The 15,746-nt window shown below is 44.9% G+C and carries 12 protein-coding genes; 5 read left to right on the top strand and 7 right to left on the bottom strand.

Annotated features, from left to right (window positions below):
• Window position 1 precedes the first annotated feature (1 nt).
• Window positions 2-5,824 (top strand): T9SS type A sorting domain-containing protein, encoded by a 5,823-nt coding sequence (locus R8G66_30450; GenBank protein ID MDW3196736.1) that lies wholly within the window; start codon window positions 2-4, stop codon window positions 5,822-5,824.
• A gap of 93 nt (window positions 5,825-5,917) precedes the next feature.
• On the opposite strand, the gene R8G66_30455 is transcribed toward R8G66_30450, so the two are convergent.
• From R8G66_30455 to R8G66_30475, 5 genes are all read right to left on the bottom strand, one after another.
• A complete protein-coding gene (locus R8G66_30455) occupies window positions 5,918-6,154 on the bottom strand; it encodes a DUF4834 domain-containing protein (GenBank protein MDW3196737.1) in 237 nt (78 codons plus the stop codon).
• A 12-nt stretch (window positions 6,155-6,166) separates the two neighbouring features.
• Window positions 6,167-8,983, bottom strand: a complete 2,817-nt coding sequence (carB, locus tag R8G66_30460; protein MDW3196738.1) for a carbamoyl-phosphate synthase large subunit — start codon at window positions 8,981-8,983, stop codon at window positions 6,167-6,169.
• Window positions 8,984-9,156: 173 nt separating this feature from the next.
• Window positions 9,157-9,840 carry a hypothetical protein gene (locus R8G66_30465; protein MDW3196739.1) on the bottom strand — a complete coding sequence of 228 codons (684 nt, stop codon included), beginning with the start codon at window positions 9,838-9,840 and terminating at the stop codon, window positions 9,157-9,159.
• A gap of 67 nt (window positions 9,841-9,907) precedes the next feature.
• Window positions 9,908-10,594 carry an amidotransferase gene (locus R8G66_30470; GenBank protein ID MDW3196740.1) on the bottom strand — a complete coding sequence of 229 codons (687 nt, stop codon included), beginning with the start codon at window positions 10,592-10,594 and terminating at the stop codon, window positions 9,908-9,910.
• Window positions 10,594-11,994, bottom strand: coding sequence for an aldehyde dehydrogenase family protein (locus R8G66_30475; protein MDW3196741.1), 1,401 nt, complete (start codon window positions 11,992-11,994; stop codon window positions 10,594-10,596). The genes R8G66_30470 and R8G66_30475 overlap by 1 nt, the downstream gene beginning before the upstream one ends.
• Window positions 11,995-12,023: 29 nt before the next feature.
• On the opposite strand from R8G66_30475, the gene R8G66_30480 reads away from it, so the two are divergent.
• From R8G66_30480 to R8G66_30495, 4 genes are read left to right on the top strand one after another with little or no spacing between them, the layout of a single operon-like run.
• Entirely contained in the window at window positions 12,024-12,338 is a 315-nt protein-coding gene (locus tag R8G66_30480) for a hypothetical protein (GenBank protein ID MDW3196742.1), read from the top strand.
• Window positions 12,339-12,346: 8 nt separating this feature from the next.
• On the top strand, window positions 12,347-12,667 hold the full coding sequence (locus R8G66_30485; GenBank protein ID MDW3196743.1) for a hypothetical protein: 321 nt from the start codon (window positions 12,347-12,349) through the stop codon (window positions 12,665-12,667).
• A gap of 8 nt (window positions 12,668-12,675) precedes the next feature.
• Entirely contained in the window at window positions 12,676-12,996 is a 321-nt protein-coding gene (locus R8G66_30490) for a hypothetical protein (GenBank protein MDW3196744.1), read from the top strand.
• Entirely contained in the window at window positions 12,993-13,313 is a 321-nt protein-coding gene (locus R8G66_30495) for a hypothetical protein (protein MDW3196745.1), read from the top strand. Before R8G66_30490 ends, R8G66_30495 begins: the two co-directional genes overlap by 4 nt.
• 3 nt (window positions 13,314-13,316) lie before the next feature.
• Here R8G66_30495 and R8G66_30500 read toward each other — a convergent pair whose 3' ends face one another.
• Together R8G66_30500 and R8G66_30505 are read right to left on the bottom strand one after the other, a co-directional pair.
• The gene (locus R8G66_30500) at window positions 13,317-14,084 is read right to left on the bottom strand and encodes a glucose 1-dehydrogenase (protein ID MDW3196746.1); all 768 of its coding nucleotides are present in this window, start codon (window positions 14,082-14,084) and stop codon (window positions 13,317-13,319) included.
• A 45-nt stretch (window positions 14,085-14,129) separates the two neighbouring features.
• Window positions 14,130-15,506, bottom strand: coding sequence for a glutamine synthetase family protein (locus R8G66_30505; protein ID MDW3196747.1), 1,377 nt, complete (start codon window positions 15,504-15,506; stop codon window positions 14,130-14,132).
• Window positions 15,507-15,746 lie beyond the last annotated feature (240 nt).

Here is a 15,746-nt window from a genome sequence, read left to right on the forward strand (position 1 = left end):
CGTGAAAAGATTTCTGATTCTACTCGGACTCTTGCACGCCGGGTTGGTCCTTAAAAGTCAGGAGACCATCAGTGCACTGGAGCATTTTATTGATGACGACCCTGGTTACGGAGCAGCAACATCTGTTTCGATCACTAGCGGAACCTCTATTTCAGAAAGTTTACAGATCAATACCAGTTCATTAAGCATCGGTTTTCACACCCTGTTTATCCGAGTTCAAAATAGTGCCGGAGCATGGGGCATTCCGGAATCTAGGCTGGTTTATGTAGACCCTTCAGGAACTGGCATTGTGAATATCCAAAGTTTGGAATATTTCATTGATGATGATCCTGGATATGGAAGTGGGACAGCATTTACGGCTTTTACCGCCGCTCAGGCAATTTCTCAAATGGAATCGGTAGCTACATCCAGCTTGTCTGTAGGCTTTCATACCTTGTACGTTCGCGCTCAGGCAGAAGGCGGCAGCTGGGGCATTCCTGAACCTCGACTGATTTATGTAGATCCTTCCGGAACGGGTATTGTAAACATTCAAAGTCTCGAATATTTCATTGATGATGATCCTGGATATGGAAGTGGGACAGCATTTACGGCTTTTACCGCCGCTCAGGCAATTTCTCAAGTGGAATCGGTAGCTACATCCAGCTTGTCTGAAGGCTTTCATACCTTGTACGTTCGCGCTCAGGCAGAAGGGGGCAGCTGGGGCATTCCTGAGCCTCGACTGATTTATGTAGATCCTTCCGGAACGGGTATTGTAAACATTCAAAGTCTCGAATATTTCATCGATGATGATCCTGGGTATGGAAATGGGACAGCATTTACTGCTTTTACCGCCGCTCAGGCAATTTCTCAAATGGAATCGGTGAATACTTCCGCATTATCTGTAGGGTTTCATACCTTATTCGTTCGTGCTCAGGCCGAAGGTGGCAGTTGGGGCATTCCCGAATCAAGGCTTATTTATGTGGATCCATCAGGCACCGGAACGGTTAATATTGATCAATTGGAATATTTCATCGATGATGATCCTGGCTACGGAAATGGGACTGGTTTCACGGCCTTTTCCGCTGCTCAGGTGATTTCTGAAATGGAAACGGTCAGCACTTCGTCTCTGTCAACGGGATTCCATACCCTTTTCTTACGAGCCAGGGCTGAAGGTGGTAGCTGGGGAATACCTGAATCTCGATTGATCTATGTCGACCCTTCGGGAATTGGGATGGTGAACATTGAGAGCCTGGAATACTTTTTCGATGATGATCCCGGGTACGGAAATGGGACGGCATTTACCGCCTTCACGGCTGAGGAAGTTGTCTCTCAAATGGAATCCTTACCGACCAGTACATTGAGTTTGGGCTTTCATCGATTATTTATTCGTGCAAAGGCTGAAGGTGGCAGTTGGGGCATTCCTGAATCGCGATTGGTATATGTAGATCAATCAGGACCAGGGCCAGCAATTGTAGACAAACTGGAGTATTTCATTGGGGATGATCCCGGCTTTGGAAACGGTACCGACATCCCGGTAACGAGTGGAATATCCATCGATGAAATGTTTACCGTTTTGAGCTCATCGCTTGTAGTTGGTCAAAATCAAATTACCATCAGGGCAAGGGATGAAAATGGTCGCTGGGGCATCGGTGAAACGCGAACATTTACCAATTATGCACCCTCCAGAGAATTGGATTCAGTTTCCCTGATCGCCATTTATGATGAAACAGCAGGAGCAAGCTGGACCAACAACGCCAATTGGCTATCCACCGATATCGATAATTGGTTTGGGGTTACTGTTTCCGGGGATCGAGTTACGGAACTGGATCTTAACAACAATAATCTGGTTGGTGTTTTACCCGAGGCTTTCGGTTTTCTGGAAGAAGCGATTTCTTATGACCTGTCTTCAAATCAATTGACTGATTCGGTTCCGTCCAGCATCGATTTGTTGATCAACCTGGGTCAACTCACTTTGGATGATAATATCCTTTCTGATTTTCCAAATGTGACCCTGGCTTCCCTTAATACGCTCAATCTGGACTCCAATGCTTTTGAATTCGGAGCGCTGGAACCTTACGCTTCGGTTAGTTCCTTCACCTATGATAACCAGGCCACTCTATCGACAGATCTTGATACCCTGGTCAACGTAGGAGATACGTTTGATCATACATTTGATGTCTCTGGAAGCAACAACGTTTATCAATGGACTTTGAACGGATCGGCCATTTCGGGAGCAACTACCAATAACCTCAACTTGTCTATTAATCCCGTCGATACTGGGGCCTATGTTTTAGAAGTAACCAATACGGAACTTCCTGACCTGGCCTTACAATCGGGCGTGTTGAATTATCGTATCCCTATCCTTCAGGCAGATTCGATGTTGCTCGTGGAGTTATACAATCAGACCGATGGCACTAATTGGACTGACAATACCGGGTGGCTAAGTGATAACCTGAGCAATTGGATGGGAGTAACCCTTGTCAGCGATCGTGTTTCCCAGGTTGACCTTTCATCTAATGCCCTTCAGGGTGAAGCACCAGGTGACCTTTTGTATTTGGAGGAACTCACACAAATGAACTTGTCTGGCAATTCATTGACCGCCATTCCGGACTTATCAAGTATTGCGGGTTTAACAAATTTTGATGTTTCCTCCAACCTTTTGGAGTTCGACGATCTGGAACCTAATGCCTCGATTTCGGGATTGGTGTATACTCCTCAGGCTGAATTAACATCGGATCGAGACACCTTGCATAAGGTAGATGAAGCATTGACATTCAGCATCGTGACGGGAGGCAGTAATGCTTATCAATGGAACAAGGACAATACTGCGATTACTGGTGAAACCAATGCGTCATTGACGTTTGCTACTCCTAATTTCGACGATGAAGGGACCTATCAGCTAGACGTTACGAATTCCAGCCTTCCCGATCTGACACTTTCCACTGGAGACATTAACCTGTCCATTGATGCTATTGAACGAGATAGTACGGCATTGGTCGCATTTTATAATGCCCTGGGAGGAGCGAGCTGGACCAATAATTCGAACTGGCTCACCGGAAATCTTGGTACATGGAATGGCGTGACCCTGGGTGGTCATAAGGTAAGCCAAATTGAACTGCCTTCGAATAATCTGAATGGTGACGTCCCGGGTGAACTGTCTGAAGTTGACCAACTGGAAGTCATTGACTTGTCTGGAAATGGCTTGACGGGACTTCCAAATCTTTCTCCCTTAGCTCTGGCGACAACAATAAACGTCAGTGGCAATGCACTCGAATTTGACGATCTGGAATCAAATAGTTCATTAGAAAGTGTGATGAATTACAGTCCGCAGGCTGTATTGTCTTCGGATATAGATACGTTGGTTGCTCTTGGATCCAATATGTCGCTCCAATTGATGACAGCAGGAGCCAACAACTCTTACCAATGGCAAAAGGATAATACAAACATTGATGGTGAAACCAATGATGCAATAGCATTGAACCCAATTGCTTTTGATGATGCCGGGGAATATGTCTTGCAGGTCAATAATACCTCCTTTCCGGATTTAACACTTGCCTCAGGATTGTTCCGAGTCAAGGTGAGCTCCATAAGTCGGGACAGTACAGCATTGGTCAATTTGTACAACGCCTTGAATGGGACCAATTGGCCGAAACAGGATAACTGGCTATCCGGAACCCTCGATACCTGGCAAGGTGTGGTGATCGGTGAAGATAAAGTGGTCGGCCTAAACCTTTCGGACAATAATTTATCCGGAGAGGTCCCCTCTGATTTATTGGACATAGATCAAATCGATTCATTGGATTTATCAGGCAATGCCCTGACTGGATTACCCGTTCTGACCAGTCTTTCTCTAGCGACAAAAATCAATTTGAGTGAAAACCAGTTGGATTTTGGGGACCTGGAAGGAAATGAATCCATTGAGACCCTATTGACCTATGCACCACAAGCTAATTTGACGGAGGATAGCGAACTGCTAGTAGAGATTGGAGAACAAGCCGTTTTCACGGTGAATGAGGAAAGTGCAGGCGCTTCATATCAATGGCAAAAAGATGACGTTGATCTTGATGGAGAGAATGGTCTTTCCCTGACCATTGATGATACCCAGATAGAGGCAGAAGGCTTTTATGTCCTGGGGGCCTCCCATCCAGACTTTCCAGACCTGTCGCTTAGCAGTGGTAAATTTCAATTAAAAGTTAGTTCCCTGCAAAGGGATCGCATTGCGTTATTGAATATCTATGAGGCTACAGGTGGTGCTGACTGGGTCAGCGATGCCAATCTTTGGCCAGGTCAGGACATCAGTACCTGGGTTGGTATCCGCATTGCGAACAACCGGGTGGTTGAAATTGATCTCGAAAATGAGGGAATGATTGGTGATCTTCCGAGTGATATCAATGATATCAGGAATTTGGAACTGGTCAACCTTTCCAATAACAAGTTGACTGGAATTCCTACCATACAGGGATTAGATCAATTGACCTCCTTCAACGTCTCAGTAAACTTCCTGGATTTTGGTGACCTTGAACCCAATACCGAAGTAACAGGGATTACCTACACACCTCAGCAACCTTTCGGAAGTACCGAATCCATCTTATCACCAAAAAGCACAAATGTGCTATTGGACCGATCTGTGAGTGGTTCGGCGAATGTGTATGCCTGGACTGTCAATGGACCCGTTGCTTCAGGTGTGATTGAAGACGCCACCAATGGCACTTTGACTGTCACCGATATTGATTACAATAACATGGGTACCTATCAAGTCGCGATTACTAACGAAAATGTTTCTGGCCTGACCCTTGAAAGTCAACCTTTCGACGTGTTAGCTACGGTCGACATTTCATTGTTGCCATTGTACCGCGACATTGATGACGAATTGACCATATTGGACGAAGGGGATGCGCAGCTGCATCGTGTTACGGATTTGGGGGGATTCGATTCCTTGAGTACGGTGGCTCTGGCGGGTGATGCGATCATTTTTGATGAGGTAGTATTGGACAATTATCTTATTTCTGTTAATACCGATACTTTGCTGATTCGTCAAAAAGACACACGGACCGATTCCGTTCGAGTACTTCCGTCTTACTACAGGTCCACTTTTCTCTGGGAAGAGGCAGATACGATTTTCCTTAGAGACATATTAGAGGACACCATATTCTTGCAGCAGCGCCCGAGGGTGGCACTGGATGGAGACGGTGAAGTAGGCCTACTCGTAGAAAGTGATTTTCTGGAGAATCGAGGAAAAGAAGCACAACGCATTGAAGCACGTAGAAAAGTGAAGCGTGCGGGGTGTTCTCTTAGAAGAAGGCGTCGAGCCAGTGGTGGAAGGCCCGAAAATGAAGGCGAATTCGAGCTCGTGGCGTATAAAGAAACCGATGATAATGGTCGGGTGACGTTTGAAAATCTACCTCCGGATACTTATCGACTGAACATCGAATATCCGGGTATTCCTATGGATCCAAATACCTTCATTGAATTTGAAGTCGGAGCCAATGGAATGGAAGATAATGTACTCGAATTGGAAGCCACGATTACCGAGGAGGGAATTGCTGTGGAATTGGTGGAGGAACTAGGTTTCCTTCGCAACTACTTCAAAGACCTGTCTATTTACCCTAACCCTGTAACCAATGAGTTGAACATCTCTTATGAGAAGTTGATGTCGAAACATGTTTCGGTGCAACTGCTCAACTTACAGGGGCAGTTAATGCTGGAAAGAAAAGTACAGCAAGGACTTGAACAACGAATGGAATTGGATATGTCGGATTTTGACACTGGAATCTACTTGTTGCGATTCATCGATCGTTCGTATAAAATTCCTTCGATTGTTACTTACCGAGTGATGAAACAATAATGAAAAAAGGCGGTACTATTGAAAACAGGTTCAATAGTACCGCCTAATTTTTTTGAGAATATAGAAATCTGACTATTTCTCTAAGGTGTTTTCTTATTCCTTCACTTCCTCATAATCGACATACTCTCCTCCTTTAAAATCTCCACCACCTTTTTTCTTCTTATCAGGTGCATAATCAACATTGAGATTGGTTCCAGGAGGGCGTTTGGGAGGCTGGTTGCGCTGTGGGCGCTGTGCCGAACCTCCCAGGGTAAGGATCTTAAAGAAGAATCCACCTACCTTATAAAGGATGTAGCTAATAAAGAATACGATCAATAAAAACTTAATCATATCTCCTTATACTTATTTACTGAGGAAGCGGTTTCGTTCAGCATAAACATCCAGGAAATAATCATCCATTAAGTCATCGATGAAGTAGATCGCTTCTCCGGTAGACTTCATTTCAGGTCCTAATTCCTTGTTTACATTCGGGAACTTGTGGAAAGAGAATACCGGCTCCTTGATGGCATATCCTTTTTTCACAGGGTTGAACTCCAGGTCCGTCACTTTTTTGTCACCCAACAATACCTTCGTCGCATAATTCACGTAAGGTTCCTGATATGCTTTACAGATGAACGGCACCGTTCTGGACGCTCTTGGGTTCGCTTCAATGATGTATACTTTATCATCTTTGACCGCAAACTGGATGTTGATCAGACCAACCGTTTCCAGGGCGATAGCAATTCTTTTGGTGTAATCCTCAATTTGTCGCATGACAAAATCTCCCAGATTGTAAGGAGGGAGTACCGCATATGAATCCCCAGAGTGGATTCCTGCTGGTTCGATATGCTGCATGATCCCAATGATATAGACATTCTCGCCATCGCAAATGGCATCTGCCTCTGCTTCGATAGCGCCTTCCAGGAAGTGATCCAACAAGATACGACCATCCATTTTCTTGGAAAGTAGTTTCACCACATGCTCTTCCAGCTCTTCCTCATTGATTACAATTTTCATGCTCTGTCCACCAAGCACGTATGAAGGACGAACCAATAATGGGAATCCGATTTCTTTGCAAAGCTCCAGGGCTTCGTCCGCATCTTCGATGGTGCCATATTCCGGATAAGGAATCTCCAATTCCTTCAACAGATCAGAAAAACGACCTCTATCTTCTGCCAGATCCAGTGCATGAAAACTTGTTCCAAGGATCTTAATATTATAGCGATTGAGTTTTTCCGCCAGTTTTAGGGCAGTTTGACCTCCCAATTGTACGATGACTCCCTCTGGCTTCTCGTGCAAAATGATGTCATAGATGTGTTCCCAAAAGACTGGCTCGAAGTACAGCTTATCCGCGACATCAAAGTCCGTGGATACCGTCTCCGGGTTACAGTTGATCATGATGGTCTCATAACCCGCTTCCTTCGCGGCAAGCACACCATGCACACAGGAATAATCAAACTCAATCCCTTGCCCGATTCGGTTAGGCCCAGATCCCAGAACTACTACTTTCTTCTTGTCGGTAACGATGGACTCGTTTTCATCCGCAAATGTTGAATAGTAGTAAGGCGTCTGTGCTTCAAACTCCGCCGCGCAAGTATCCACCAGTTTATAAACTCTCCTGATACCCAGATCATTTCTTTTGGTAAACACTTCACTCTCCATACACTTCACCAAATGCGCAATTTGGCGATCTGCGTACCCTTTTTCCTTGGCAGTCTTCAATAGGCCTGCAGGAATCGTATCGAGGGTATATTGCTCCATCTCATGATCGAGCTGCACCAATTCTTCAATCTGATTAAGGAACCATGGATCGATTTTGGTCTCTTTGAAAATCCGCTTGAACGGGATACCTAGCTTGAATGCATCATAAATGTGGAACAACCGATCCCACGATGCATTGCCAAGGCTATGTATAATCTCCGCCTGGTCCGTCAATTCTTTACCATCCGCACCGAGACCATTTCTTTTGATCTCCAGTGACTGACAAGCTTTTTGAAGGGCTTCCTGGAAATTACGTCCAATTCCCATGGCCTCCCCTACTGCTTTCATCTGCAGACCGAGCTTACGATCAGATCCCTTGAACTTATCGAAATTCCAGCGTGGGATCTTCACAATGACATAATCCAAAGCAGGCTCGAATAACGCCGAAGTAGTTTTCGTGATCTGATTTTTAAGCTCATCGAGGTTATATCCAATGGCCAGTTTGGCCGCCACCTTCGCAATCGGATAACCAGTTGCTTTAGAAGCCAGCGCAGATGATCGGGATACCCTTGGGTTGATCTCAATCCCTATGATCTGATCAGTTTCCGGGCTTACGGCAAACTGCACGTTACAACCACCAGCAAACTGACCGATCCCATCCATCATTTTGATGGCTAGATCCCGCATTCTTTGATAAACCGTATCCGGCAAGGTCATGGCAGGTGCCACGGTGATTGAATCCCCAGTATGAATACCCATCGGGTCGAAGTTCTCAATTGAACAGATGATGATCACATTGCCCGCTCCATCTCGCAACAGTTCTAACTCATATTCTTTCCACCCGAGAATACTTTGCTCTACCAACACCTCATGGATTGGGGAGGCTTTGAGCCCTCGATCAAGGGCAACATCAAATTCTTCAGCGCTGTTGACAAAACCGCCACCGTATCCTCCGAGCGTGAAAGAAGGCCGGATCACCAATGGAAAGCCGATTTCCTGTGCGATTTCTTTCCCTTTCAAAAAAGAAGTAGCTGTTTCTCCCCTACAGACATCTACATCCAGCTCCTTCATCTTCAGACGGAATTTCTCCCGGTCTTCAGTCGTTTCAATGGCATTGATATCTACGCCAATGATCCTCACATCATTCTTCTCCCAAATACCCGCCTGATCACATTCGATCGCAAGGTTTAGGGCCGTCTGACCTCCCATCGTAGGCAGCACCGCATCTATCTGAGGATGTTCTTTCAGGATCTCCCTGATCGACTGTTTGTTCAAAGGTTTCAAATAGATGTGATCAGCGGTCACCGGATCTGTCATGATGGTAGCCGGATTCGAGTTGATCAGGATCACTTCAATTCCTTCTTCCCGCAACGATCTTGAGGCTTGGGAACCAGAGTAATCGAATTCGCAGGCCTGACCGATGATAATCGGACCACTTCCGATGATCAGAATGGATTTGATGGAGGTATCTCTAGGCATTAGTAGGGTTTATTCTTTTTAGGAACCGACGAGCAGATTTACGTAAGCTCAAATTGAGGCAAAAGTATATTGTGCCAAGAGGATAGAAAAAGATCAGGCCTTTTATTTTATCAAGGAATTGATCAAAGGTTTTTCAATAGGTTTAAATCCAGTTGGAATCCTTGGGGGATTGGTCAAAATTCATTCTTTAAACACTCTCTAATCTTTATCCCAATTTGAGATATAGAAGCTGAAATCACTTCTCCTCTCAATTCATATTTAGCTGCAGATGGCCAATTGGCCTCACGAACTGACGCGATTTCTACTTCATGAGTTTGAAATTCAAAGAGCCCCCACGTTATTAAATCCGCTGCCACATCTATTTCAAGATCACACCAATTAGAATTTACAAATAATTCTAATTCATCAATAGGTACATCTTCTAGAATTTTCGCAGACCGAATAAAATCAGAATAACTTATTCTTTCAGTAAGAAAGGATTTAAACATCACTGCAGTTAGCACCGCTTTCTCATGATCTTCACATCGATCAATGATATAAAGCAATTTTTCACCAACACGAATTTTGAACTTTCCATTGTCGTTAATATCATCAATCATCGAAGCTCTTTTCTCGGCTGGAATCACATCTATTTCAGAAAGAAAGGACAAGATTTTTTTTATCAATAAGCGATCCTTTAAAGAAGCCCCTGCCTTTGAGAGTCCAACAAGGGTTCCAATAATAGGAATGTCTTTTAGAATTCCTTCTTCTAAGACAGCATCTGTTAAAACCTCCGAAATTCCGATTCCAACTTTTTCAAGGTTATCTTTTTTTAGTGTCTTATCTAGCTCCTTAGATAAGTCCTTTTTATTTTCCATAATTCGTTGTTCTTATCTCAGAGTCTCAATAGTCTTCAACAGTTTAGAAAGAAGAAATACCCGCTACTTAACTCTTCAAAAACTGTATGATCCAGGTCTCGAACAATTCCTGATCTACGTTCATTTTCAGGGATTCATCCGCAGCCATTACTTTTTCCTGGCCGATTCTGTCGATCCGTGAAGTGTACAGTGCCTGATTGTACGTTTTACTAAACTCGGGGTGCCCCTGAATTCCCAAAAACTGCTGATCGATGTGGAACATGCCGATTGGACATTCCGCTGAATGGGCCAATACCTCTCCTTTGGGAGGTAGAGATTGCACCTGATCCTGGCATAACATAAGGATGTTGTAGCTGGGGAGCTCGGGCAACATCCAGCGTTGAAACTGCTCGATCTCGAAGGTGTGCACGCCTATGTTCCATCCTACGCCTGCAGGACTGGTTTCTCCACCCAGGGCATGGGCAATGGCCTGATGTCCAAAACACACGCCGACAAATTTCTTATCCGTATGCGCTACGTTTCTGATAAAACGCAACAACTCCACGATCCAACCTTCATCATCGTAAACCGAAAATTTCGAACCAGTACAAATGAATTGATCATATCCTTCAATTTCCGGGAAAAACCCATCACACACGAAATATGGTTCCAGTTCCAGCTCTGGGAAAAGCTTTTGGAACATCTCAGGATAGTCGCCATTGATCGGTTCGAAAGCAGGCAGCACATGGTCACAAACCAGCAAACAAGTCTTCATTAGGCTAGCTTCAGGTGAAAAGATTTTGGCCGGGTCAGATAATGGTAACCTAACGTACTCAACGTGCATCCTTTTCCAGAATTTTTCACTCCGTTCCAGGCCAGGGCCGGATCCAGGTAATCGCATCGGTTCATGAACCAGGTTCCCGTTTCTATCTGATCACCAATGTTCAGTGCACGATCGACATCAGAAGTCCATACGCTGGCAGTTAAACCATATTGGCTGTCGTTCATCAATTGGATGGCTTCTTCATCGCTTTTGACTTTCATGATACCCACCACAGGCGCAAAGCTTTCTTCTTGCATGATCAACATGTCATGACGTGCTTCTATGATCGCCTGTGGATTCATGTAAGGTGCTTCTTGCTTGGAAAAAGTTGATTCAGGAAGGAGGGCAGCTCCTCCCTTTTTCAATGCATCATCCAGGTGAGTCAAGGCTTTTCCTGTGGCACTCTTTCGTACCATTGGTCCAAGCGTCGTTCCTTTTTCTAATGGATTTCCTATGACATAACCTGAAGTAATCCTTTTGAACTGCTCTAAAAAAGCGTCGTAGGCCAATTCGTGAACATAAATTCGTTCCACGCCACAACAAGACTGGCCGGAATTGAAATAGGCACCATCTACCAGGTTTTCAGCCGCATTTTTGATGTCGGCATCTGCCGCCACATAAGCAGGATCTTTTCCTCCCAATTCTAAGCCAGCAGTAATGAACCTCTTGCCTACAGCGCGCTGAATGGCTTCTCCACCTCCAACAGAACCGGTGAATGAAACGCCGGCAATTCTTTGATCTGCTATAATTCCTGGAATTTGTTCATGAGCCAGGTGCAAGTATTGGAAAACACCCTCAGGAGCATCTGCATATTCGAATGCTGCGGCAAATCGCTCCGCACAAATTGGGGTCTGCTCTGCGTGCTTTAAAATCACCGTATTGCCCGCCATGATCGCAGGAATTACCGCATTGACAGCCGTCAGATAAGGATAGTTCCAAGGTGATAAGATCAAGATCGTTCCCAGAGGCTCTTTTCGAATGAATCGCTTGAACCCTGCTTGCCCTTCTACTTCTTGATCCTGTAGTTCCTTTTCAGCGATGGCAATCATGTGCAGTGCTCGTTCTTTGAAGCCATTTTTGATCTCAAAAGGTGTATAAATGATCGGTCGACCCATTTGCCAGGTGATCTCTTCCGCCATGAAATCAGCATTTTCCTCAAAATACTCAACGACTTTAAAGCAAATACGAGCCCGTTCTTCAACAGTAGTCTGTTTCCAGTTCTTTTGGACGGATTGTGATCGGCTCAGCGTCTGTTCTATTTCTGAGGCTACGGCGTAGCTCCTTTCGCAATAAACTGAGCCGTCAATAGGGGATATGGTTTGGAAGGTCTTGGTCATTTTTACAACAATCATGGCATGGAACTTGTGCAAGTTTGCACAAAATGAGGTCAATTAGTTTTTATCTAGTCGTTTTTGTTGGTTTCATTTCGCTTGTTTCATGTGACAAAGAGGAACCATCTCCTGATCCGCGTGATCGAGGCACGATCACGGAACAAGACGTCCGAAGGTGTGCTTGTTGTGGTGGATTGTTCATCGAGATCAATGAAGAAACATACCGAATCATGCAATTTTCTGAATCGATGAATGTCGACCTGAATGTTGACTTGCCAATTGATGTATTCATCGAATGGGTGCCCCAGGAGGATGCTTGCCTTGGCGATGAGATTAATGTAATCAGTATAGAACTGGCACAATAGTTAGAGCGATGAAGACATCTTATTTCCTTTCAATCGTCGTTTTTGTTGGTTTCTTTCTTTTTGTTTCGTGCGATGATAAAGACCAGGTTCCAGACCTGAGAGATCGAGCCACGATTACTGGTCAGGATTTTCGTTTATGTGCTTGCTGCGGAGGATGGTTCATTGATATTGATAATGAGCAATATCGCATCACTGTTGCCCCTATTACCCCGGATATCGGTCTTTTTGATGACAAGTTTCCCATTGAGGTTTTCATTGATTGGAAATCACAAGAAGACGCTTGTTTGGGCGATGAAATAGAAGTGATCAATATAGAATTGGTACCATAGTTTGTCTGATGAAACCCATCCTTTCTCTATTTATCGTCGTTTTTGTTAGTTGCTTTTTCTTTATTTCATGTGATAAGAAAGATCCGGATCCCGTCTCAAGTGATCGAGGTACCATCACCGGGCGAGACTATGGTTTATGTCTCTGCTGTGGGGGATGGTTCATTGAAATCAACAATGAGAGTTATCGGTTCATACAAGTCCCGGAAGAATCAAACATCGATTTGGTTTACAGTGAATTCCCGATAGAAGTCAACCTCACATGGTCTCCTGTAGAAAGTGACTGTTTTGAAAATGCCATAACTGTGCAAAGTTTAGAAGCTATCCAATGATGAAAACCATTCAAAATCTATCCAAAAGCGTTTTTGTATTATTATTTCTTTTTGTTTGTTCTTGTTCTGATGATTCCGATATTCCTGGAGACCGTGCCACCCTTCTTGGCCGTGACCTAAGGGAATGTGTCATGTGCTGTGGCGGATGGCTCATAGAAATTGGCGAGGAACAATACCGATTCGGACCCATCCCATTCTCAGCAATGGTTGATTTCGAAAACGAAACTTTCCCGGTGGAAGTCGCAGTGATCTGGAATCCGATTAATGGTGACTGTGAAGATGAAATCGAGGTGCTCAATATTCAGAAAATTGAATAGCTCCTATTCAGGTGTAACGTAGGCTGCCGTAATTCCTCCGTCCACGACAAAATCTGTTCCTGTTACATAGCTAGACTCATCTGATGCCAGATATAGCGCCGCTTTGGCCATTTCAGCAGCTTCGCCGAATCGGCCCATGGGCACATGTACCAATCGGCGTTGTTTCTTTTCTTCGGTATTCAGGAATTTCATCAGCAGCTCTGTTCTCAAAGGTCCAGGACAAAGGGCATTCACACGAATGTTTTCGCGGGCATGGATCACGGACAATTCCCGGGTTAAAGACAAAACTGCTCCTTTACTTGCCGTATAGGCAATTTGTGGGGTAGCTGCTCCCAATAATGCCACAAAGGATGCCGTATTGATGATACTTCCACCTCCAGCTCGTTTTAAGGCTGGGATTCCATATTTGCATCCCAGGAATACGCCCTTGGCATTGATGTTCATGGTCAAATCCCAGATGTCCTCCTCGGTGACTTCCGCATTGTCGTCGCTGCTGTGCATGATGCCTGCATTGTTGAACAGGATATGCAAGGCTCCAAATTCTTGCTCGGCAAATGCGACCATGGCTTCACAATCTTTGGCACTGGAAACATCGGCTTTGATAAACTTTACTGGCAACCCTTCAACCTCCTGAATGACTTCCTTTGCCGCTTCTTCATTCATATCAGCGAGCACCACTTTTGCTCCTTCCTTTGCAAAGAGGATGACTGTCTCTTTACCGATTCCATTGCTCCCACCCGTGATCAGGGCCACTTTGTCCTTAAGTCTCATCTGAAATTCTCTTTTTGATGGTTTATTTCTGTTGGTGAAAATAGGTCAGATTCTTTCAAAATATCGCTTCCTCTCCCAGTCTGTTACCGACATTTCGAAAGCATTGATTTCTTGTTGATAAAAATGAGCATAGTGTTCAACTACTTCGCTTCCAAAAGCGGTTTTAGCAAATTCACTGTTCGCAAAAAGTTGAACAGACTCCTTCAATGTTTTTGGTACGTGAGGCAAGTCTTTGGCCTGATAAATATCGCCTTCAAAACATGCCGGCGGCTCAATTTTGTCCTGAATGCCTTTCAGACCAGAAGCTAAAGCACCGGCAAAAGCCAGATAAGGATTGCAATCGGCGCCGGGAATACGACATTCTATTCTGAGACTACTGCCACTCCCTACTACCCGAAATCCTGCCGTTCGGTTATCAAAACTCCAGGCCATGCGCGTCGGGGCCCAACTTCCATCCACATAGCGTTTGTACGAATTGATCGTCGGTGCATAATACACCATCACATCGGGCACGTACTTGATCCAGCCACCTAGAAAATGACGGAAAGTTTCGGAGGCAGTAATAGGTCCACAAGGTTCGTCCCCAATGAACGTATTTTTCCCGTCCTGCCATAAGCTGATATGGATATGACAACTGGAACCTGCCTGTGTTTCATCGTATTTTGCCATAAAGGTGACGGAAAGACCCATCTGATCTGCAAGCTCTTTCAGGCATTGTTTATAGACCACATGCCGATCTGCCATCTCCTGGGTTTCGGCGTACTGCACATTCAGTTCATGTTGACCTAGTCCCCATTCTCCTTTGGAATTTTCCACGGGTACACCCGAATTTTTCAAGTGTCTTCTGGCGGCGGCTGTAAAGGATTCTGTTCTTGATCCTTGAAGGATATGATAATCTTCGAGGTACCAACCGGCTGGTTTAGCATCCAAGAACTGGCTCTCTTGTGCTTGTTGGTAGCTCGTATTGAATAGGTAGTATTCTAGTTCGGAAGCCGCAAAACTCTTGAAGCCTTCCTTTTCTAGTTGCGAAAGTTGTTCATTGAGGATGGACCTGGGACCTTCCAAAACCGGCCCATGGGCCTTCTCGTTTTGCAGGTCACAAATGACAAGGGCCGTTTTTTCCAGCCAGGTCGCCCATCGCAGGGTCTTTAAATCAGGAACCAGATGAAAGTCACCGTAGCCCAATTCCCAGTTGGCCAGCTTGTAGCCCGGGACGGGCTCCATTTCCATGTCTGTGGTCAGGAGGTAATCGCAGCCATGGGTACCTGCATCCAATGCCGAATCGATGAAAAAATCAGCATCAAAACGCTTCCCCATCAAGCGGCCGTAATGATCGGTGAACCCAACAATGACGGTCTCTATTGCCTCTTCCTGTACTTGTTGCTTGAACTTCTCTACAGAAAGCATTCCTTTGGTGCTCATATGTTCCTTTTTATTCGAGAGTCAAATTAATTCTACTTTGGCAGATTAGGAAATCAATACTTGGATGTCAAGAAGACCTTTTGGGGAAAAATTACAGATTCATATAGCTAATATCCCGAGAATTGTGTCTAGGTGCCCCAATGCCATATAAGCTAAGATTCGTCTACGCGGACCCGGTCACTTCGAAGAATTGAATCGGACCGCCTGGTCGGTCAACACCGAAGCGGCAGTCAATTCCGT

This window comes from Cytophagales bacterium, from assembly GCA_033344775.1.
Classification (GTDB): domain Bacteria; phylum Bacteroidota; class Bacteroidia; order Cytophagales; family Cyclobacteriaceae; genus JAWPMT01.